Source organism: Pseudomonas sp. LFS044, assembly GCF_047978245.1.
Lineage (GTDB): Bacteria > Pseudomonadota > Gammaproteobacteria > Pseudomonadales > Pseudomonadaceae > Aquipseudomonas.
Genome location: NZ_JBFPFX010000023.1, coordinates 1 through 20,601, shown reverse-complemented (window position 1 = coordinate 20,601; position 20,601 = coordinate 1). Strand labels below are relative to the sequence as shown.

Annotated in this window: 16 protein-coding genes and 2 pseudogenes; 7 read left to right on the top strand and 11 right to left on the bottom strand. The window is 63.3% G+C overall.

Going from position 1 to position 20,601, the window contains the following annotated elements:
- Positions 1 to 26: 26 nt before the first annotated feature.
- From tldD to mreB, 8 genes are all read right to left on the bottom strand, one after another.
- Positions 27 to 1,466, bottom strand: a complete 1,440-nt coding sequence (tldD, locus tag ACNQPL_RS18835) for a metalloprotease TldD (protein ID WP_416467544.1) — start codon at positions 1,464 to 1,466, stop codon at positions 27 to 29.
- Between the two features lie 2 nt (positions 1,467 to 1,468).
- Complete coding sequence (locus ACNQPL_RS18830) at positions 1,469 to 2,320, bottom strand: carbon-nitrogen hydrolase family protein (protein ID WP_416467543.1); 852 nt, start codon at positions 2,318 to 2,320, stop codon at positions 1,469 to 1,471.
- A gap of 12 nt (positions 2,321 to 2,332) precedes the next feature.
- Entirely contained in the window at positions 2,333 to 6,142 is a 3,810-nt protein-coding gene (locus ACNQPL_RS18825) for a YhdP family protein (protein WP_416467542.1), read from the bottom strand.
- Positions 6,143 to 6,230: 88 nt separating this feature from the next.
- Entirely contained in the window at positions 6,231 to 7,688 is a 1,458-nt protein-coding gene (gene rng, locus ACNQPL_RS18820) for a ribonuclease G (RefSeq protein ID WP_346611974.1), read from the bottom strand.
- A gap of 54 nt (positions 7,689 to 7,742) precedes the next feature.
- The gene (locus ACNQPL_RS18815) at positions 7,743 to 8,354 is read right to left on the bottom strand and encodes a Maf family protein (RefSeq protein WP_416467541.1); all 612 of its coding nucleotides are present in this window, start codon (positions 8,352 to 8,354) and stop codon (positions 7,743 to 7,745) included.
- A 33-nt stretch (positions 8,355 to 8,387) separates the two neighbouring features.
- Positions 8,388 to 8,876 (bottom strand): rod shape-determining protein MreD, encoded by a 489-nt coding sequence (gene mreD, locus ACNQPL_RS18810; RefSeq protein WP_346611976.1) that lies wholly within the window; start codon positions 8,874 to 8,876, stop codon positions 8,388 to 8,390.
- On the bottom strand, positions 8,876 to 9,916 hold the full coding sequence (mreC, locus tag ACNQPL_RS18805) for a rod shape-determining protein MreC (protein WP_416467584.1): 1,041 nt from the start codon (positions 9,914 to 9,916) through the stop codon (positions 8,876 to 8,878). Before mreC ends, mreD begins: the two co-directional genes overlap by 1 nt.
- Before the next feature lie 162 nt (positions 9,917 to 10,078).
- Entirely contained in the window at positions 10,079 to 11,116 is a 1,038-nt protein-coding gene (gene mreB, locus ACNQPL_RS18800; RefSeq protein ID WP_003255163.1) for a rod shape-determining protein MreB, read from the bottom strand.
- Between the two features lie 204 nt (positions 11,117 to 11,320).
- Here mreB and gatC point away from each other — a divergent pair, with 204 nt between their 5' ends.
- The 3 genes and pseudogenes from gatC (at position 11,321) to ACNQPL_RS18785 (ending at position 13,391) form a co-directional block, all read left to right on the top strand.
- Positions 11,321 to 11,608 (top strand): Asp-tRNA(Asn)/Glu-tRNA(Gln) amidotransferase subunit GatC, encoded by a 288-nt coding sequence (gene gatC / locus ACNQPL_RS18795; protein ID WP_346611977.1) that lies wholly within the window; start codon positions 11,321 to 11,323, stop codon positions 11,606 to 11,608.
- Between the two features lie 15 nt (positions 11,609 to 11,623).
- Positions 11,624 to 12,337 (top strand): annotated as a pseudogene (locus ACNQPL_RS18790) (amidase); the annotation flags it as partial.
- A gap of 328 nt (positions 12,338 to 12,665) precedes the next feature.
- Positions 12,666 to 13,391, top strand: coding sequence for an autoinducer binding domain-containing protein (locus tag ACNQPL_RS18785; RefSeq protein WP_038635113.1), 726 nt, complete (start codon positions 12,666 to 12,668; stop codon positions 13,389 to 13,391).
- 31 nt (positions 13,392 to 13,422) lie between these two features.
- Here ACNQPL_RS18785 and ACNQPL_RS18780 read toward each other — a convergent pair whose 3' ends face one another.
- Positions 13,423 to 14,013, bottom strand: coding sequence for an acyl-homoserine-lactone synthase (locus tag ACNQPL_RS18780; RefSeq protein WP_038635110.1), 591 nt, complete (start codon positions 14,011 to 14,013; stop codon positions 13,423 to 13,425).
- Between the two features lie 121 nt (positions 14,014 to 14,134).
- Here ACNQPL_RS18780 and ACNQPL_RS18775 point away from each other — a divergent pair.
- The 4 genes and pseudogenes from ACNQPL_RS18775 to ACNQPL_RS18760 form a co-directional block, all read left to right on the top strand.
- A pseudogene (locus tag ACNQPL_RS18775) lies at positions 14,135 to 14,866 on the top strand (amidase); the annotation flags it as partial.
- A gap of 11 nt (positions 14,867 to 14,877) precedes the next feature.
- Positions 14,878 to 16,323 carry an Asp-tRNA(Asn)/Glu-tRNA(Gln) amidotransferase subunit GatB gene (gene gatB / locus ACNQPL_RS18770; protein WP_416467540.1) on the top strand — a complete coding sequence of 482 codons (1,446 nt, stop codon included), beginning with the start codon at positions 14,878 to 14,880 and terminating at the stop codon, positions 16,321 to 16,323.
- Positions 16,324 to 16,451: 128 nt separating this feature from the next.
- Positions 16,452 to 16,826, top strand: a complete 375-nt coding sequence (locus ACNQPL_RS18765; protein ID WP_416467538.1) for a septal ring lytic transglycosylase RlpA family protein — start codon at positions 16,452 to 16,454, stop codon at positions 16,824 to 16,826.
- A 61-nt stretch (positions 16,827 to 16,887) separates the two neighbouring features.
- Positions 16,888 to 17,931, top strand: a complete 1,044-nt coding sequence (locus tag ACNQPL_RS18760) for a calcium/sodium antiporter (RefSeq protein ID WP_346612070.1) — start codon at positions 16,888 to 16,890, stop codon at positions 17,929 to 17,931.
- A gap of 138 nt (positions 17,932 to 18,069) precedes the next feature.
- On the opposite strand, the gene ACNQPL_RS18755 is transcribed toward ACNQPL_RS18760, so the two are convergent.
- Positions 18,070 to 19,425: an amino acid permease gene (locus ACNQPL_RS18755; protein ID WP_416467537.1), complete on the bottom strand. Its 1,356-nt coding sequence runs from the start codon at positions 19,423 to 19,425 to the stop codon at positions 18,070 to 18,072.
- Between the two features lie 56 nt (positions 19,426 to 19,481).
- Positions 19,482 to 20,423 (bottom strand): AEC family transporter, encoded by a 942-nt coding sequence (locus ACNQPL_RS18750; protein WP_346611982.1) that lies wholly within the window; start codon positions 20,421 to 20,423, stop codon positions 19,482 to 19,484.
- Between the last annotated feature and the right edge of the window lie 178 nt (positions 20,424 to 20,601).

Genomic DNA, 20,601 nt, shown 5'->3' with positions numbered 1-20,601 from the left:
CGCTCCCACAAAGCCCCCCAGCGCCATCAAGCCCCCGTGCCGCCCACAGTGATCGCGTCCAGCTTCAGCGTCGGCTGGCCAACGCCCACCGGCACCGACTGCCCATCCTTCCCGCATGTGCCCACGCCACTGTCCAGTGCCAGGTCGTTACCGACCATCGATACCCGGCTCATGGCCTCAGGCCCGTTGCCAATCAGCGTGGCGCCCTTCACCGGTGCAGTGATCTTGCCGTCTTCGATCAGGTAGGCTTCGCTGGTCGAGAACACGAACTTGCCGCTGGTGATATCCACCTGGCCGCCGCCCAGGCTGGCGCAGTAGATGCCTTTTTTCACCGAGGCGATGATTTCCTGCGGGTCGCTTTCGCCGGCACGCATGTAAGTGTTGGTCATGCGGGGCATCGGCAAGTGGGCGTAGGATTCGCGCCGGCCATTGCCGGTCACGGCCATGCCCATCAGGCGTGCATTGAGCTTGTCCTGCATGTAGCCCTTGAGCACACCGTTCTCGATCAGCGTGGTGCATTCGGTTGGGGTACCTTCGTCGTCGACACTCAACGAGCCACGGCGGCCTTCGAGGGTGCCATCGTCGACGATGGTGCACAGGCTCGAAGCGACCTTCTCGCCAATTCGGCCACTGAACGCCGAACTGCCTTTGCGGTTGAAATCGCCTTCCAGGCCATGCCCGACCGCTTCGTGCAGCAGCACGCCCGACCACCCCGAACCTAGCACCACCGGCAAGGTGCCGGCCGGCGCGGGGATCGCCTCAAGGTTCACCAGCGCCTGACGTAGCGCCTCACGGGCATAACCCATGACCCGCTCCTCGGTGAAGAAGCGGTAGTCGGTACGCCCGCCACCGCCCTGCCCGCCGCGCTCCCGGCGGCCATTCTGTTCAACGATGACGCTGACGTTGAAGCGCACCAGCGGCCGTACATCGGCAGCCAGGCTACCGTCGGCGGCGGCAATCAGAATGCGCTCCCAGACCCCGGCCATGCTCACGCTGACCTGCTGGATACGCGGGTCCAGCGCGCGCGTAGCAGCATCGACACGCTTGAGCAGTTCGACCTTTTCGGCGCGGCTGAGCACGTCCAGAGGGTTGTCCGGGGCATACAGGGCCGTGACGTCCTGGCTGCGGAAAGCCTGAACCGTGCCATTCTGCCCCGCGCGGGAAATCGACCGGGCGGCACGGGCAGCGGAGGTCAGCGCCTCGAGGTTGATCGCGTTGCTGTAGGCAAAACCGGTTTTTTCACCCGACTGGGCACGTACCCCGACGCCCTGGTCGAGGTTGAAGCTGCCCTCTTTGACGATGCCGTCCTCCAGCGCCCAGGTCTCCGAGATCTGGCCCTGGAAATACAGGTCGGCGGCATCGATGCCGGGGCCTGCCAGTTCGCCCAACACAGCCTGCAGGCTGTCCAGGGTCAGTCCGCCTGGGGCCAGGAGCTGATCGCTGACGGTGGATAACATCTGGCTCATAGTCACTCCGAGGTGTGCGCAGGCCGCAAGGCGTCCTGCGAGAAAAAGCGCCGGTGCGAGGCAACCGGCATGCGCGCCCGAATGGACGCTTGTTCATTACTGTCGCGCTCGGCGAGCAATACCGCTTCGCCTTGCGCCTGTTCGGCGACAATCCGCCCCCAGGGGTCGATGATCGCCGCGTGGCCGTGGGTGTCCCGCGGGCCTGGATGGGTACCGCCCTGGGCTGCAGCCAACACATAGCACTGGGTCTCGATGGCCCGGGCGCGAATCAGCACTTCCCAATGCGCAGCCCCTGTGACCGCAGTAAACGCGGCCGGTGCCGTGATCAGCTCCGCGCCGGCTGCGCGCAAGGCGCTGTACAACTCGGGAAAGCGCAGGTCATAGCATACGGTCAAACCCAGACGCCCGACCGGGGTATCGGCCACCACTACCTGAGCGCCATGGGCGTAGTCGTCGGACTCGCGGTAACGGCCACGGTTATCAGCCACATCCACGTCGAACAGGTGCAGCTTGTCGTAGCGCGCCACCACATCGCCGTGCTCATCGATCAGCAGCGAGCAGGCATGCGCCTTGGCCTCGGGCTGGTGGGCAGGCGGCAGCGGCAAGGTGCCGGCCACTATCCATAACCTGAGGTCGCGGGCCGTGCGTTTCAACCATGGCAGGATCGGGCCTTCACCCAGGGCTTCGGCACGGCCGATCGCGGCAGCGTCCTTTCGGCCCATCGCCGCGAAGTTCTCGGGCAGCACCGCCAACCGCGCACCACCAAGTGCCGCCTGCTCGAGCAGGGCACCCGCACGCTGCAGGTTGGCCAGCACATCGTCCTGGCTGACCATCTGGATGACCGCTACCTTCATGGGCACTCCTGACTACTTGTTGAAGGGTTTCACAAAGGTGATTCTAGGCTCTTTCCACGGCCCTTCGACGCGATAGTGCACGCTGGCGAAGCGCGAAACGCGGTCACCGATCAGCCGATCAACCAGGAACAGCGCGCCACCGACCGCTGGCGCGCCCACAATCAGGGCAGCGAGCGGCAGGTTATTGGTGACCGGCAGGGACACCTGCAGGTTGGCATTGACCCGGTCGCGAACCATGTCCAGGGTGCCATCGAGCTCAAAGTTGCTCGAAGGGCCGGTCACGCTGATCGGCTCGCGGGTGACATAAACGCCGTCACTGGCCACCAGCAGGCCCTTGACCCGGTCATAGGCCAGGCCCTTGTCGAACAGGTCGGAGAAGTCCAGGCGCAGGCGCCGGCCGATGGAGTTGAAGTTGAGCAGGCCGAACACGCGCAGGGCCTGGGCTCCGCCCTCCACCTCAACGAACTGGCCAGTGCGCAGGGCCGCATCCATGCTCCCCGAGAAGCGCTTGAGGCCAACCCAGGCCGGCGAGCCCGGCCAACGGCCATCCACGTCCAGGCGGAAGTCACGGCTGGTCACGGTGGGCGCGAAGCCCCAAGCCTTGAGTACATCGGCCAGGTTCTTGCCATCCAGGCGGCCCTTGTACCAACTGCTGGTGGCACCCGTTTGCCCTTCCCACCCGCCGCTGCCGTCGATGTGCAGGCCTTTGAAGTCGAGGTCGATGTCCTGCGCCGCCACACCGCGAGCCGTCGGGCGCAGCTTCAGCGCCACGTTGCCGTACAGGTCGTCACCGCGGTACAGCTTGTCGATGGTCAGGTCCAGCGCCGGCACCTTGCGCGGGTCGAACGAGGCCAGCGGGTCGGGGCCTTCTTCGGCCTGTGCTTCTGCCGGGTCGGCTGCCGGCAGGCGCAGGGTTTGCAGGCGCACGGTCATCGCTGCGGCCTTGGCATCCGGCAGGCGTGCGTTACCGATGACTTCCTTGCTGTCCAGGCGCAGGTCCCACGCGGGGCCACCACGGGCAAGGCGCACCACGGCCTGGTTGAGGTCCATGCCGAAGGCTTTCAGTTGGCCGATGCTCAGGTCGACGCTTTGCAGATTCTGTCGGGCATTACCGCCAGGGTCGTCACCCGCAAACCGAGCCATCTGCGCCTGCCACGGTTCCAGGTCCAGGCTTTCGAGGCGCCCGCGTACGCGCAAGCCCTGGCCCGCTGGCACCTGCGCTTCACCGGTGCCCAGCAGCAACTCGCCACGGCCCTGGTCCAGCTTGTCGCCCGGTGCTGCATAGGCAAAGCGGGCAAGGTTGGCATACGCCGCATCGAAACGCCGCTCCGTGCCCTGCAGGTTCATGCTGAAACGGCTGTCGCGGGTATCGGCCGCTGCCTTGCCGAACGGTGCCGGCAAGTCGATGGCCAGGCCCTTGAGCGATGAATTGACGCTGAGGCTGTTGTCGCGGCTGCCCAGGTTGATTTGCAACTGGTACGGAATATCGCCGGAAGCTGGCAAGTTCTGCTTGAACTTCAACCAGTCGGTAAGGGCCTGTAGCGACACCTGGCCACTGGCGTTGATGCGTGTCTGCATCTGGCCGGGCTGGCCTTCGGCGCTGATTTGCGCGGTGACAGGCTTGCCGAATGCCTGCAGGGCGATGTTCTTGCCACTCAACCCCTTGTCGATATCAAAGCTGAAGTCGCCTTTCAGGCGGTTCAGCTCAAGGCTCGGCGGTGCCACCTTGAGCCGGGCATCGGCGGTGGCGAAGTCGACCAGCACCTTCGGCTTCTCACCATGCGCCAACGGGATATCGAGTTTGACCTTGCCCTTGAGCGGCCCCTCGCCTTCCCAGCCGGCGAAGATCTCACCCGTACCGATCGGCGCTTCCTTGAGAATTTTCAGGCCATCGCCAAGCTTGCCGTCGAAATTGCCATCGAGATACAGGTGGCTGTGCTGCTCGCCCTCGACATGGGGGATATTCACGCTCACATCGCTGACCTGGGTATCCAGCAACAGCCCTTTGCTGGCCTTGATGCGCACGCCGCTGTCCTCGATCAGCACATCACCGTCCACATGCTGCACCTGCGGCCAGCCAGGCTGGAAGTCCAGTGCGGCATCGTGCACCTTGAAGAACAGGCTAATGCTGCGGGCTTCAGGGCTGGCACCGTGGTTCAGCGAGCCCTGATACTGGAAGTAGCCTTGATCGACGTTACCTTTGACGATGGCGCTGCGCAGCCACTCGTCGAGCGCCGGGCTGAGCACCTCGGGCAGGTATTTGGCGGTATAGCGGCCATCCCCCTCGGTCATGCCGACGCGCAAGTCCATGTAGCTCTCGCTGCCCTCCTTGAACAGCAGGCGGATCAGAAAATCGCCGGCGATCTTGCCCTCCTCGCCGAGTACCTTGAGGTAAGGGGCGACCAGGGTGAAGCCTTCTTTGTCCAGGGCATAGGTCAAGCGTGCGTTGGCTTTCTGGTAATGCCAGGGTTTGGCGAAGATCGGGTACAGGTGCAGCATGAATGCGTCAGTATCCAGGCGCAGCTCGCCATGCCCCAGGTCGCCGCTGATGCTGCCGCTCACATTGCCTGCCGCCGGGGCGCCGTGATAGGCGTCAAAGCCGACCTTCTCCAGGTTGGCGGCGAACTGCAGCCGCTCGTTGCCTTCAGCCTTGGGGCGGATATCCAGGCGCACATTGCGCACGGCACCGGTCACCTTCAAGGCATCGACTACGGCCATGAGCTTGTCAGGCAACGGCGCCAAGGCATTGATCAGCGGGGTGAGCGGTGTGAGGTCGAGGCGGTCCGCCTGCACCTGCCAGGTCTCCCCTGCGGGGTCTTCGCCGGGGCGCTGACGCAGCTGCAGGTGAGACTCCCAACGGTCTTTGCCGATGCTGGCGGCAAGCGAGTCGACGACCACATCGAAGCCTTGCTCACGGCGCTGGAACCAGGCCGACACGGCCAGGTTGTCCAGGGTGACCGCCTTGCGTTCAGCATACGCTCCCCGCAGTTGAGGCGCATTGAGGCGGACCACCGCCTGTTCAAGTTGGCCTTTGCGCCAGTCGACCCAGAACTCGCCACCAGCACGCAGCGCCTGCGCCTGCCACTGGCCCAGCACGCGTGGCGGCAGCCAGCGTGCCCAGTCGCTTTGCGGCAGGCTCAGGTACGCTTCGACCTGGGCGTCACGCCACGCCTTGGCGGTGGCGCGGCTGCGCAGGTTGATCGCCAGTGGCTGGCCGTCTGGCAAGGTCGCGCGCAGGTCCAGCGCCTGGCGCGAGGCACCGGCCTGCAGGCCAAGGCTGACATAAGTCAGGGTCAGCGGTTCACGCTGCCAGGGCTGCAGGGTGACCTGGCTGTCGAAGACGTCGATGCGCCCCAACTGGCGCAGTTGCTGCAGCAACGCTTCAGGGTCCAGTGGCGCGTCGTCCTTTCTCGGCAACCCTTCGAGGGCCCAGCCGCCCTGCTCGTCTTCACGAAGGATCAGTTGCAAGCCAGCCAACTGGATATGCGCCAGGCGCACTTCGCGAGACGTCAGGCTGGCCCACAGGTCGGGCACCAGCTTGACGTCATCCAGGCGCAGCGCCGAGGCGCCCTCGCCCAACTGCAGGTCACGCACACGCAGCATCGGCGCCAGGCCACTCCAGCGCCCTTCGAGTGCACCCACATGCACCGGCAGGCCCAACGCCTGCTCGGCCTTGCTTTCAAGGTCGGCGCGGTACTCGGCCACCAGTGGCACCAGCTCGCGCCCAAGGCTCACGTACAGCGCCACCAACACGGCCAGCAGTGCACAGATACCCAGGCCCCAGCGGGTCAAGGCGACAAGAACGCGGTTCAGACGTCCCATGGCCACTGCCCTCCAGGTCGTTTATCCATGATGGCTGGTAGTGCCGCTTTTGCCAGCCCGACCCACCTATGCCGCGAATCGAAAAGCCTCAGAGCAACACCACATCGTATTGTTCCTGCGAGTACATCGACTCGACCTGGAAGCGAATGGTTCGACCGATGAAGGCTTCCAGCTCGGCTACGTTCCCGGATTCCTCATCGAGCAGCCGGTCAACCACCTTCTGGTTGGCCAGTACCCGGTAGCCTTCAGCCTGATAAGCGCGGGCTTCGCGGAGGATTTCGCGGAAGATTTCATAACAGATGGTTTCGGGGGTCTTCAGCTTGCCCCGGCCCTGGCAGGCCACGCACGGCTCGCACAGCACCTGCTCGAGGCTCTCGCGGGTGCGCTTGCGGGTCATCTGCACCAAACCCAGCTCGGTGATGCCGATGATGTTGGTCTTGGCGTGATCGCGCTCGAGCTGCTTCTCCAGGGTACGCAGCACCTGGCGCTGATGCTCCTCGTCCTCCATGTCGATGAAGTCGATGATGATGATGCCGCCGATATTGCGCAGGCGCAGCTGCCGGGCAATGGCCGTGGCCGCTTCCAGGTTGGTCTTGAAGATGGTCTCTTCGAGGTTGCGGTGGCCGACGAAGGCGCCGGTGTTGACGTCGATGGTGGTCATCGCTTCGGCGGGGTCGACCACCAGGTAGCCACCGGACTTGAGCGGGACCTTGCGGTCCAGCGCCCGCTGGATTTCATCTTCGACGCCGTACAGGTCGAAAATCGGCCGCTCGCCAGGGTAATGTTCCAGACGGTCGGCGATCTCCGGCATCAGCTCGCCGACGAACTGCGTGGTTTTCTGGAAGGTTTCCCGCGAATCGATGCGGATTTTCTCGATCTTAGGGTTGACCAGGTCACGCAGGGTGCGCAGGGCCAGGCCAAGGTCTTCGTAGATGACCGTGGGCGCGCCGCAGGTCTGGATCTGGCTGCCGATCTGCTCCCACAGGCGGCGCAGGTAGCGGATGTCCTGCAGGATCTCTTCGGCACGCGCGCCTTCGGCTGCGGTCCGCAGGATGAAACCACCGGCATTCTTGATGTCTTCACTGTCCATGCAGTCGCTGACCACCTGCTTGAGGCGGTCACGCTCGGCTTCGTCTTCGATCTTCAGCGAAATGCCGACATGGCTGCTGCGCGGCATGTACACCAGGTAGCGCGACGGGATCGACAGCTGGGTGGTCAGGCGCGCGCCCTTGGTACCGATCGGGTCCTTGGTCACCTGCACCACCAGGGCCTGGCCCTCGTGCACCAGGGCGGTGATGGTCTCGACGGCAGAGCCTTCGCGCTGGGAAATTTCAGAGGCATGGATGAACGCAGCGCGCTCCAGGCCGATATCGACGAACGCCGCCTGCATGCCCGGCAGCACTCGCACCACCTTGCCCTTGTAGATATTGCCGACGATGCCGCGGCGCTGGGTACGCTCGACGTGCACTTCCTGCAACACCCCGTTTTCCACCACCGCCACACGTGACTCCATCGGGGTGATGTTGATCAGGATCTCTTCACTCATGGCAGGCTCTCGTCAAAGGTCTTCGGTAATGATGGATCGCGGGTGCCGGACTGGCTACTGCTGCTTTGTTACCTCTGGCGAAAGCGCCGGTACCTGCCAGCAGGCAATACCGAATTGGGCGAGCAGTTCGGCCGTTTCGCTCAAGGGCAAACCGACCACCGCCGAATAGCTTCCCTGCAGGCCGGTCACGAATACCGCGCCCAGGCCCTGGATGGCATAGCCGCCGGCTTTATCCGCCGGTTCGCCGCTGGCCCAGTAGCGTGCGGCCTCTTCAGCGGTGATGGCGCGAAAACGCACGGTGCTGGTGACGCAGACGCTCAGGCTGCACTGGCCGTCGCTCAGCGCCACGGCAGTGAGCACCTGATGCTCACGGTTCGCCAGGTCGGCCAGCATGGCCAAGGCATCTTCGCGGTTTTCCGGCTTGCCGAGAATACGACCATCGAGCACCACTGCCGTATCTGCCCCAAGTACCACAGCTGGGCCGTCGAGCTGGGCCAGGCCAGCTTCGGCCTTGGCCTTGGCCAGGCGCTCGACATACGCCACGGCGCTTTCAGCGGGCAGCGGGGTTTCATCGATGGGGGCGCTGGTGACGGTGAACGGCACGCCGATCTGGGTCAGCAGTTCACGTCGACGGGGCGAGCCGGAGGCCAGGTAAAGTGGTTTCATGCAGACATCTCCCTGTCAGTGGTGGCAGCGCCGTCAGTTGATATGCAAGCGCCGGCGCAGATCGCGCAGGGCGAAACTGATCCAGGGCCAGAGCAAGGCGCTGATGACCGCCGACCAGACCAGGGCCAGGGTTGGCAGGCGGTTGCCGGTGAGTGCACTGAGCCACAGCTGGATCAGCTGGGCAATGCCGAAGATCACCAAAATCACCAGGCTCTGCTGCCACATCGGGAACATCCGCAGGCGCTGCTGCAGGGACAGCACCAGGAAGGTGATCAGGGTGAGGATCAGCGCGTTCTGCCCAAGCAACGTGCCGTACAGCACGTCCTCGGCAAGGCCCAGCACGAACGCGGTGGTCATGCCCACCTTGTTCGGCAGCGTGAGCGTCCAGAACGACACCAGCATCGCCAGCCACATGGGCCGGAACACTTCAAGGAATTGCGGCATGGGCGAAACGCTGAGCAGCAGGCCGATGGCGAACGTCAGCCAGATGACCCAACCGTGATTACGGCGCGCTTTGGCCATCATTGCCTCCGGGGTTGTGCAGGTGCCGCAGGCGCTGCGGCAGGGCTGGCAGGCGCTGCTGCCGGTGCTGCAGCGGCCGGGGCCGGTGTGGCGGGTGCGGGCGTGCCGGCCGGTGCAGCCTGGTCAGCGCTTACGGCGGGCTGGGCGGGGTTCGCTGCCCCCTTGCGGTCGGCTTCTTCCTGGGCAAGCGCTGCGTCGGTGGCGCGCTGTTCCGGTGAACGCCGGTCGCTGAACACCAGCAGCATGTAGCGGCTGCGGTTGAGTGCGGCGGTCGGGATGGCGCGGACGATGGCGAACGGCTGACCGGAGTCGTGGATCACTTCGTTGACGGTAGCCACCGGGTAGCCGGCCGGGAAACGCTGCCCCATACCGGAGCTCACCAGCAGGTCGCCTTCCTTGATGTCGGCCGTGTCGGCCACGTGGCGCAGTTCCAGGCGCTCCGGGTTACCGGTGCCGCTGGCGATGGCGCGCAGGCCGTTACGGTTGACCTGCACCGGGATGCTGTGGGTGGTGTCGGTCAGCAGCAATACCCGAGAGGTGTAGGGCATCAGCTCGACCACCTGGCCCATCAGGCCACGGGCATCGAGCACCGGCTGGCCAAGGAACACGCCGTCGCGCTCCCCCTTGTTGATCAGGATGCGGTGGGTAAACGGGTTGGGGTCTACCCCGATCAGCTCGGCCACCTCGACCTTCTCGTTGACCAGCGCCGAAGAGTTGAGCAACTCGCGCAGGCGCACGTTCTGCTCGGTCAGGGCCGCCAGCTTCTGCAGGCGCCCCTGCAACAGCAGGGCTTCGGTCTTGAGCTTCTCGTTTTCCGCGATCAGTTCGGTACGGCTGCCGAACTGGCCGGCCACGCCCTGCCACATGCGCTGCGGCAGGTCGGTGATCCAGTACGACTCCATCAGCACCAGGCCCATCTGGCTGCGCACGGGCTTGAGCATGTCGAAGCGTGCGTCGACCACCATCAGCGCGACCGACAGCACCACCAATACGAGCAGGCGAACGCCCAGTGAAGGGCCCTTGGAGAAAAGCGGTTTAATGGGCCGTTCCTCGTGGACGACTCAGGAGGTCATTGGACATGGGACAAGGCACCAGCCTGGTTGCGGGTTGACGGAAACGACGCCCGAACGGACGCCAGCCCAGCACATACAGGTAGCACTGCGCGTGCTACCTGTAAACCGGGCGCTCAGATGCAGCGGTTATCACTCGCTGGAGAGCAGGTCCATCGCGTGCTTGTCCATCATCTCCAGGGCGCGACCGCCGCCACGGGCGACACAGGTCAGCGGGTCCTCGGCGACGATTACCGGCAGGCCGGTTTCCTGGGCCAGCAGCTTGTCGAGGTCACGCAGCAGCGCGCCACCACCGGTCAGCACCAGGCCACGCTCGGCGATGTCGGAAGCCAGCTCTGGCGGCGACTGCTCCAGGGCGCTCTTGACCGCCTGGACGATGGTCGCCAGGGATTCCTGCAGGGCTTCCAGTACTTCATTGGAATTCAGGGTGAAGGCACGTGGCACGCCTTCGGCCAGGTTGCGCCCGCGCACGTCGACTTCGCGCACTTCGCCGCCCGGGTAGGCGGTCCCGATTTCCTGCTTGATGCGCTCGGCAGTGGATTCGCCGATCAGGCTGCCGTAGTTACGGCGCACGTAGGTGACGATGGCTTCGTCGAAACGGTCGCCGCCGACGCGGACGGACTCGGCGTAGACCACGCCGTTCAACGAGATCAGGGCGATTTCAGTGGTACCGCCACCGATATCGACGACCATCGAGCCACGCGCTTCTTCGACCGGCAGGCCGGCACCGATGGCAGCGGCCATCGGCTCTTCGATCAGGAACACTTCACGGGCACCGGCACCCAGGGCCGACTCGCGAATGGCGCGGCGCTCTACCTGGGTCGACTTGCACGGCACGCAGATCAGCACGCGAGGGCTGGGCTGCAGGAAGCTGTTTTCGTGAACCTTGTTGATGAAATACTGCAACATTTTTTCACAAACGCTGAAGTCGGCGATGACGCCGTCTTTCATCGGACGAATGGCAGCAATGTTGCCAGGCGTACGGCCCAGCATGCGTTTGGCTTCGGTACCGACGGCGACGACGCTTTTCTGGTTGCCGTGGGTACGGATGGCAACAACCGAGGGCTCATTCAGGACGATACCGCGCTCACGCACGTAAATAAGGGTGTTGGCAGTACCCAGGTCGATGGAGAGATCGCTGGAAAACATGCCACGCAGTTTCTTGAACATGGGAAAGTGACCCTGGGGAAAGCGTGGGTAAAAAAGTGCGGCAAACTCTAACAATGGCAGGGATTTTGGGCAAGGAGCCAATATGTTAAATTGGTCGTTTTTCCGAGCACGCCAGCAGATGATCGCGGCCGTATGACCGCCAAAATGCCGACATGTTCCTCATCACGGACCCTATTCCGTTCTTTGTATCCTCTGGAGATCCCCATGGCGCTTGAACGCTGCGACGTGGAAAAGATCGCCCATCTGGCCCGTCTGGGCCTGAATGAAGGCGAGCTGCCACGCATTACCGATGCACTGAACAGCATTCTCGGGCTGGTCGACCAGATGCAAGCGGTCGACACCACTGGCATCGAGCCCCTGGCCCACCCCCTGGAGGCCAGCCAGCGCCTGCGTCCCGACCAGGTCACCGAACGCAACCAGCGTGATGCCTACCAGGCCATCGCACCCTCGACCGAAAGCGGTCTGTACCTGGTTCCCAAAGTCATCGAGTAAGGGATAGAGCCTGCCATGCATCAATTGACCCTGGCCGAGATCGCTCGCGGACTCGCCGACAAGTCGTTTTCTTCCGAAGAGCTGACCGGCGCACTGCTGGCGCGCATTCAGCAACTCGACCCGCAACTCAACAGCATCATCAGCGTCACCGAGGAGCTGGCCCTGGGCCAGGCCCGTGCCGCCGACGCCCGTCGCGCCGCTGGCGAGACCGGTGCGCTGCTGGGCGCGCCGATCGCCCACAAGGACCTGTTCTGCACCAACGGCGTTCGCACCAGCTGCGGCTCGAAGATGCTCGACAACTTCAAGGCGCCGTATGACGCGACCGTGGTCGCCAAGCTGGCCGAAGCCGGCATGGTCACTCTGGGCAAGACCAACATGGACGAATTCGCCATGGGTTCGGCCAACGAGTCCAGCCACTATGGCGCGGTGAAAAACCCGTGGAACCTCGAGCATGTGCCTGGCGGCTCGTCCGGCGGTTCGGCTGCAGCGGTCGCCGCGCGCCTGCTGCCGGCCACCACCGGTACCGACACTGGCGGCTCGATCCGACAGCCGGCCGCCCTGACCAACCTCACCGGCCTGAAGCCGACGTACGGTCGGGTATCGCGCTGGGGCATGATCGCCTACGCCTCCAGCCTCGACCAGGGTGGCCCGCTGGCGCGCACCGCCGAAGACTGCGCGCTGCTGCTGCAAGGCATGGCCGGGTTCGATACCAAGGACTCCACCAGCATTGGCGGTGCTGAGCGGGTGTTGTTTATACACCTGCGTTTCTTGGGGGTGGACTACCAGATCTTGTAGTGATTAGCGTATGAACGGGTTGGCTGCAGCCCACCGAATGAACTGTTGCATTATTGTGAAGAGGCAGGTTCATTCGTCGGCTGAGAGGCGGTAATGGCTTACTAACATCGCCGGGATGCAATGTTCTAAGTAGTTGGTTGGATTAGGCGCAATGAATCTAGTGCTAGCGCAAAGCCTTCTATGACGATGTGATTTTGCTTGTTGACAGAGATTCAGGTTGGTCTAGTCTAACGGCCTGTTTTCAACTTTAGTGGTGCTCAAAATGGAATTAGGGCAGCAGTTGGGATGGGATGCGTACTTTTATAGTATCTTTGCGCGAACCATGGATATGCAGGAGTTTACGGCTGTCGCGTTGAGGGCCTTGCGCGAACTACGGTTTGATTTTTTTGCCTACGGCATGTGCAGCGTGACCCCGTTCATGCGGCCCAGGACTTATATGTACGGCAATTACCCCGAGGACTGGGTGCAGCGATATCAGGCGGCTAACTACGCGGTGATCGATCCCACGGTGAAGCACAGCAAAGTCTCGTCGGCCCCCATTCTATGGAGCAATGAGTTGTTCCGGGGATGCGCGGACCTGTGGTCTGAAGCCAAGGATTCACATTTATGCCACGGCCTGGCACAACCCTCGTTCAACGCCCAGGGGAGGGTCGGGGTGTTAAGCCTGGCGCGCAAGAACAACCCCATCAGCCTTCAGGAATTTGAAGCCTTGAAGCCGGTGACCAGAGCCTTTGCCGCCGCGGCCCACGAGAAAATTTCCGAGCTGGAGAGCGACGTGCGTGTCTTCAATACGGGCGTGGCGTTCAGTGGGAGGGAATGTGATGTGCTGCGCTGGACGGCCGACGGCAAGACCTCGGAGGAAATCGGCGTGATCATGGGGGTGTGCACCGATACCGTGAATTACCATCACCGCAACATCCAGCGCAAAATCGGCGCCAGTAACCGCGTGCAGGCAGTGTCTTACGCAGTCGCGATGGGCTATATCTGAGGGGCATTCAAAAAGGACGACTCGGCCCGTATCAAGCTGTCTCTTTCAATAATGTGCCGGACATGAAGGCTGACGGTGCGACCGCGCTGCGATGGTGCTCGCGGTGGGCCGAGAGTTTGATGGCGAGGATTTTCTCATTCTGGTGCACCGTGACCGGGCCCAGCCGTTCGTAGTGGACTCCGTTGATTTTGTAATAGCGCTCCATGGTGCTGTTGACGATCCCGACGATGGCCTCTGCGCCCGCCAGGGCGGCCGTCTTGAGGCTTCTCCAGAACAACGGCATCGCCAATTGCGGTTCGCAGGTGGTGAAGCGAGTCATTTCCCAGACGGCTGGATGCTTGGGCGGCGCCCCGGCGCAGGCATGGCTGAACACCCCTTCAAGCAGGTTGGGGAGCGTGGTGGGAATCAGCCGGGCGCAGCCAACGATGGCGCGGTCTGCATTGAACGCCAGGAGGTAGCGGGCGTGTTCGGTGTCGTATTGATCCCATTCACAACCTGCCTGGCTCGGATGGGCGGGCAGCCGCCATCCGAGTTTCTCGACGAATTGTTCGTGCCGAAAGCGGCCGAGCATGAGTTTCAGCTCATCGTCCATTTCGCTCAGTGTGTGCTCTTCCATGTGCATTGCTGGGGTTCCTTAGGGATGGAGTGCAGTTTTATAGAGGACTTGCACAGGCTTGGCACCTGCAAGATCTGGTAGGGGCTTCGGTGGAATCGAGGTCAAGCCATTCGTTGGGGGCGATGAGCCGGTGCCGGATTACAGCGCCAACCTCAACGCCTCGCTGCAAGGCCTGCGCATCGGCCTGCCGAAGGAATACTTCGGTGCCGGCCTCGACCCGCGCATCGCCGAACTGGTGCAGGCCAGCGTCAAGGAGCTGGAAAAGCTCGGCGCGGTGGTCAAGGAAATCAGCCTGCCGAACATGCAGCACGCCATCCCGGCGTACTACGTGATCGCGCCTGCCGAAGCTTCGTCCAACCTGTCGCGTTTCGACGGCGTGCGCTTCGGCTACCGTTGCGAAGAGCCCAAAGACCTCACCGACCTGTACAAGCGCTCCCGTGGCGAAGGCTTCGGTGCCGAAGTGCAGCGCCGCATCATGGTCGGTACCTATGCCCTTTCGGCCGGCTACTACGACGCCTACTACGTCAAGGCGCAGCAGATCCGCCGCCTGATCAAGAACGACTTCATGACGGCCTTCGAAGGCGTTGACCTGATCCTCGGCCCGACCACGCCAAACCCGGCCTGGAAGCTCGGCGCCAAGAGCAGCGACCCGGTCGCCGCCTACCTCGAGGACGTCTACACCATTACCGCCAACCTGGCGGGCCTGCCGGGCCTGTCGATGCCAGCCGGCTTCGTCGATGGCCTGCCGGTCGGCGTGCAGCTGCTGGCCCCGTATTTCCAGGAAGGCCGCCTGCTCAACGTCGCGCACCGTTACCAGCAAGTCACCGACTGGCACACCCGCGCCCCCAACGGCTTCTGAGGAATTCACACATGCAATGGGAAGTTGTGATCGGGCTGGAAATTCACACCCAGCTGGCCACCCAGTCGAAGATCTTCTCCGGCAGCGCCACCACCTTCGGCTCCGAGCCGAACACCCAGGCCAGCCTGGTTGACCTGGGCATGCCCGGCGTACTGCCGGTGCTGAACCAGGAAGCCGTGCGCATGGCCTGCATGTTCGGCCTGGCGATCGATGCCGAAATCGGCAAGCGCAACGTGTTCGCGCGCAAGAACTACTTCTACCCCGACCTCCCCAAGGGCTACCAGATCAGCCAGATGGACCTGCCGATCGTCGGTAAGGGTCACCTGGACATCGCCCTTGAAGACGGCACCATCAAGCGCATCGGGGTAACCCGCGCGCACCTCGAAGAAGACGCCGGCAAGAGCCTGCACGAAGACTTCAGCGGCTCTACCGGCATCGACCTGAACCGCGCCGGCACCCCGCTGCTGGAAATCGTCTCCGAGCCGGACATGCGCAGCGCCAAGGAAGCCGTGGCCTACGTCAAGGCGATCCATGCACTGGTGCGCTACCTGGGCATCTGCGACGGCAACATGGCCGAAGGCTCGCTGCGCTGCGACTGCAACGTCTCGATCCGGCCCAAGGGCCAGGCCGAGTTCGGTACCCGCTGCGAGATCAAGAACGTCAACTCGTTCCGCTTCATCGAGCGCGCGATCAACAGCGAGATCCAGCGCCAGATCGACCTGATCGAGGACGGCGGCAAGGTCATCCAGGAAACCCGCCTGTACGACCCGAACAAGGACGAGACCCGCTCCATGCGCAGCAAGGAGGAAGCCAACGACTACCGTTACTTCCCCGACCCGGACCTGCTGCCGGTGGTCATCGAGGACAGCTTCCTCGAAACCATCCGCGCCGGCCTGCCAGAGCTGCCGCCGCAGAAGGTCGAGCGCTTCCAGAGCCAGTACGGCCTGTCGGCCTACGACGCCAACGTGCTGGCCTCCAGCCGCGAACAGGCGGACTACTTCGAGCAGGTGGTGAAGATTGGCGACGATGCAAAACTGGCTGCCAACTGGGTGATGGTCGAGCTGGGCAGCCTGCTGAACAAGCTGGGTATCGAAATCGACCAGGCGCCGGTCAGCGCCGAGCAGCTCGGCGGCATGCTGCTGCGCATCCGCGACAACACCATCAGCGGCAAGATCGCCAAGACCGTGTTCGAGGCCATGGCCGCGGGTGAAGGCGATGCCGACAGCATCATCGAAAGCAAGGGCCTCAAGCAGGTCACCGACACCGGTGCAATCGACAAGATGCTCGACGAGATGCTCGCTGCCAACGCCGATCAGGTTGAACAGTACCGCGCCGCCGACGAGGCCAAGCGCGGCAAGATGTTCGGCTTCTTCGTCGGCCAGGCGATGAAGGCGTCGAAGGGCAAGGCCAACCCGGGGCAAGTGAACCAATTGCTCAAGGCCAAGCTCGAAGGGTGAGCTGAAAAAAGCGGCGAGGGCGTTGCCCTCGATCGCGGATGAATCCGCTCCTACCAGCACTGTGTAGGAGCGGATTTATCCGCGATGGGCCGCACAGCGGCCCCAACAGCAGCACCGGAGCATCCGATTTGCTAAGAAGATCCCTTACAACCCTCGCCCTCTTCTCCCTGCTGGCCGGCTGCGCCAGCCACGACATCGACCCCCGCGGCTACAACCAGACCGGTACCGCCTCCTATTACGGCTCGCGCCACCATGGCAAACGCACTGCCAGCGGCGAACCGTTCAACCAGCACGGCCTCACCGCTGCCCACCGCAGCCTGCCCTTCGGCAGCCGGGTAATGGTCACCAACCTCGCCAACCAGCGCAGCGTAGTGGTCCGCATCAACGACCGCGGCCCGCACACACGCGGTCGGCTGATCGACCTGTCACGTGCTGCAGCAGAAAAAATCGGCATGCTCCGTAGCGGAACGGCGCGCGTCCGGGTACAAGGTCTGAGCGACTGACCCAACTGGAGCCCACACCATTTTCGACCTGGCCACCCTTCCCACTTTCAGCCTCCTGCAACTGGGCGTAGCCCTGCTGTTGCTGGTGGGCGGCGCCGAACTGATGGTGCGCGCCGCCCTGCGCCTGGCCCAGCGCCTGCACGTTCGGCCATTGATCATCGGCCTGAGCCTGGTGGCGTTCGGCAGTACCGCGCCGCAACTGACCGTGAGCCTACAGGCCGCCTACCAGGGCGCGCCCGACGTGGCCGTGGGCAGCGTGATCGGCAGCAATATCTTCAACGTGCTGGTGATTCTCGGCCTGGCAGCACTGATCATCCCGTTGCGGGTATCGCGCCAGCTGGTGCGCCTGGACATTCCACTGATGATCCTCGCCAGCGGGCTGGTGTATGCGCTGGCAGCCAACGGCCATCTCGGCCGCGTCGAAGGGTTGTTGCTTCTGCTTGGCCTGGCGGGCTACCTGGCCATGCTCTGGCACCAATCGCGGCACTATGCCCGTACCTACCCTGCCCCGCGCCCACTCACCAGCAGCGCCGGTCGCTTCTGGTCCGGCACGTTGTTGCAGATCGCCTTCGGCCTCGGCTTGTTGAGCCTGGCAGGGCATCTGCTGCTGGAAGCGGCGGTCGAGGTGGCGACTGACCTCGGCTTGTCTGAGCGCATCATCGGCCTGACCGTGGTTGCCGTGTGCACCTCCCTGCCCGAATTGGCCGCAGCATTGATCGCCGCCCTGCGCGGCGAACGCGAGATCGCCGTGGGCACGGTGATTGGCAGTAATTTGTTCAACCTGCTGGCGGTGCTTGGCCTGACGGCATTGATCACGCCCATACCGCTGACCATCTCGCCCAACGCACTGGGTTTCGACCTGCCGGTGATGCTTGGCGTCGCGGCGCTGAGTTTGCCCGTGTTCTACTCCGGCTACCGCATCACACGCGCTGAGGGGCTGGTGTTTCTTTGCCTGTACCTGGCCTACGGCCTGCACGTGGCGGCTTTTACCATGGGCATGCCGCTGGCCGGCCGCCTGGAGCGGCTGATGCTGTTCTACGTTCTTCCAGTGCTTGGTTTGGTGCTGCTGTATACCACCGTCCGTGCCTGGCGGCGGCAGCACTAACAGCGGGAAGGTCGTGTCGCGGCAGCGAAATGCATGCCTTGGGTTATTCGGCGCCTATGAAATCGAGCGCCGCGCGGGCGGCGCTCGATCTCAAGAGCGCTACATGATTCAAGACATGCGCCTCGAATCCCCCCTATCTCAAGCCTGCCGTGCCTTCTTCAAGCGAAACGCCACGTACAACAGCGCAATCCACCCCGGAATCAACATCACCGAAATCCGAATCGGCGGGGTCAGGTACATCACCACCAGAATCAGCACGATGAACGCCAGGCACAGGTAGTTGGTGAACGGGTGCCCCCAGCTCTGGTAGAACGGCTTGATACCCGCCGCCAGCTTGGCCTTGCGGAACTTCAGGTGGGTGATGCTGATGCTCGCCCAGTTGATCACCAACGCCGATACCGCCAGCGCCATCAGCAGGCCAAACGCCTCACCCGGCATCAGGTAGTTGATCAGCACGCACATGCCCGTGGCGAAGGCCGACACGCCCAGCGCCGTCAGTGGCACGCCGCTGCGGCTGACCTTGAGCAGCTGGCGTGGCGCATCACCCTGGCTGGCCAGGCCGAACAGCATGCGGCTGTTGGCGTACACGCAGCTGTTGTAGACCGACAGCGCGGCAGTCAGCACCACGATGTTGAGGATGGTCGCCACCAGGTCGCTGTCCAGTTCGTGGAAAATCATCACGAACGGGCTGCCGCCCTGCACCACCTTCTGCCACGGGTACAGCGACAGCAGCACTGCCAGCGCACCGATGTAGAAGATCAGGATGCGGTACACCACCTGGTTGGTTGCCTTGGGAATGCTCAGGCGCGGATTGTCCGCTTCGGCGGCAGTGATGCCCACCAGCTCCAGGCCACCAAAGGAGAACATGATCACCGCCAGCGCCATCACCAGGCCAGTGACACCGTTGGGGAAGAACCCACCGTATTGCCACAGGTTGGCCACGCTGGCATCCGGACCGCCGTGGCCACTGGTCAGCAGCCAGGCACCAAAGCCGATCATGCTGACGATGGCCACCACCTTGACCAAGGCGAACCAGAACTCCATCTCACCGTAGACCTTCACCTGGGTCAGGTTGATGAGGTTGATCACCACGAAGAAGATCGCCGCCGTGGCCCAGGTGGGAAACTCCGGCCACCAGTACTGCACATAGATGCCCACCGCCGTCAGCTCGGCCATGCCCACCAGCACATACACCACCCAGTAGTTCCAGCCCGAGACGAAGCCTGCGAACTCGCTCCAGTACTGGTGGGCAAAGTGGCTGAAACTGCCGGCGACCGGCTCTTCGACCACCATTTCACCGAGCTGGCGCATGATGAAGAAAGCCATCAGGCCAGCAATGGCATAGCCCAGCAAAACGGACGGGCCTGCCAGCTGGATGGTCTGGGCGATACCCAGGAACAACCCGGTACCAATGGCACCGCCCAGCGCGATCAGCTGGATATGGCGATTCTTCAGCCCGCGCTGCAAGCGCTCGGGCGTGCTCTGGTCTTGCATGAAGTGTCCTTTAGCTCAGTGAGGCAGTGTTTTTTGTGTTGTTGGCAGCGAAGGATCTAGATCCACCCGCCCCACTGCAAGATGAAAATACCAATGTTGGTGGTGATCGCCGCCATTAGCGTGGTGATTACGATGATCGAGGCCGCCAACTCATGGTTGCCGTTGGCCGCTCGCGCCATGACATAACTGGCCGCCGCCGTCGGGCTGCCAATGTACAGGAACAGGATGCCCAGTTCGGCCCCGCGAAAACCACAGAGCCAGGCCCCGAGGGTGCCGATCAGCGGCAACCAGACCATCTTCACCAGGCTGACATCGATGGCCAGCTTGCCACTGTCGCGCAGCGCCGCCAGCGACAAGGTGCCGCCGATGCAGATCAGCGCCAGCGGCAGGGTCATCTGCGCCAGGTAGTCGCCGGAGGTAAGCAGCCAGTTGGGCAGCGGTACCTGGCCGTAGGCCATCGGCGTGGCGACCAGCACGCTGATGATCAGCGGGTTGCTGAAGATGCTCTTGCAGATGCTCCACGGGTCGGACTTGAGGTCCGGGCTGTACACGGCCAGCACCACAGCGGACAGCGAGTTGTACATGAGGATCACAAGCCCGGCGAGCACCGCGCCCAGGGAGATGCCGTAGTCGCCGTAAAGGCTGGCGGCCAGCGCCAGGCCAATGACCCCGTTGTTGCCGCGAAATGCGCCTTGGGTGTAGATGCCACGGTCAGCCTGCGGGCAGCGCCAGATGGCCATGCCCCAGGCCACGGCAAAGCCCACCAGCGTGGCGACGACGAAGTAGAGGATGACACCGGGTTTGACGGCCGACGCCAGGTCGGCGTGGTAGATGCCAAGGAACAGCAGCGCGGGCATGCAGACGTTGAACACCAGCTGCGAGGCGACCCGGTTGAAATTGTCGTCGATCAGGTGGATGCGTTTGAGCAGCACGCCCATGAACAGCATGGCGAAGACCGGGGCCGTGATGTTCAGCGTCTGGATGAGAAGGGCGAGCATGCGCAAGCGATCCTGAAAGGGTTGCCGTTAGGGGGCTAATGATACGTCAACAGGCCAGGATTTGCGGGGATCAGCTTCAATATAAAGAAATTTCTGTCACTACTGGCCCTATCGCCGGCAAGCCGGCTCCCACAGGTACCCCACTAAACCTGATGACTGTGGAGCACCTGTGGGAGCC

Excerpts from the sequence above, each read along its gene's own strand:
- tldD (WP_416467544.1), bottom strand. The coding sequence starts at position 1,466 with ATGAGCCAGATGTTATCCACCGTCAGCGATCAGCTCCTGGCCCCAGGC.
- ACNQPL_RS18830 (WP_416467543.1), bottom strand. The coding sequence starts at position 2,320 with ATGAAGGTAGCGGTCATCCAGATGGTCAGCCAGGACGATGTGCTGGCC.
- ACNQPL_RS18825 (WP_416467542.1), bottom strand. The coding sequence starts at position 6,142 with ATGGGACGTCTGAACCGCGTTCTTGTCGCCTTGACCCGCTGGGGCCTG.
- rng (WP_346611974.1), bottom strand. The coding sequence starts at position 7,688 with ATGAGTGAAGAGATCCTGATCAACATCACCCCGATGGAGTCACGTGTG.
- ACNQPL_RS18815 (WP_416467541.1), bottom strand. The coding sequence starts at position 8,354 with ATGAAACCACTTTACCTGGCCTCCGGCTCGCCCCGTCGACGTGAACTG.
- mreD (WP_346611976.1), bottom strand. The coding sequence starts at position 8,876 with ATGGCCAAAGCGCGCCGTAATCACGGTTGGGTCATCTGGCTGACGTTC.
- mreB (WP_003255163.1), bottom strand. The coding sequence starts at position 11,116 with ATGTTCAAGAAACTGCGTGGCATGTTTTCCAGCGATCTCTCCATCGAC.
- gatC (WP_346611977.1), top strand. The coding sequence starts at position 11,321 with ATGGCGCTTGAACGCTGCGACGTGGAAAAGATCGCCCATCTGGCCCGT.
- ACNQPL_RS18785 (WP_038635113.1), top strand. The coding sequence starts at position 12,666 with ATGGAATTAGGGCAGCAGTTGGGATGGGATGCGTACTTTTATAGTATC.
- ACNQPL_RS18780 (WP_038635110.1), bottom strand. The coding sequence starts at position 14,013 with ATGCACATGGAAGAGCACACACTGAGCGAAATGGACGATGAGCTGAAA.
- gatB (WP_416467540.1), top strand. The coding sequence starts at position 14,878 with ATGCAATGGGAAGTTGTGATCGGGCTGGAAATTCACACCCAGCTGGCC.
- ACNQPL_RS18755 (WP_416467537.1), bottom strand. The coding sequence starts at position 19,425 with ATGCAAGACCAGAGCACGCCCGAGCGCTTGCAGCGCGGGCTGAAGAAT.
- ACNQPL_RS18750 (WP_346611982.1), bottom strand. The coding sequence starts at position 20,423 with ATGCTCGCCCTTCTCATCCAGACGCTGAACATCACGGCCCCGGTCTTC.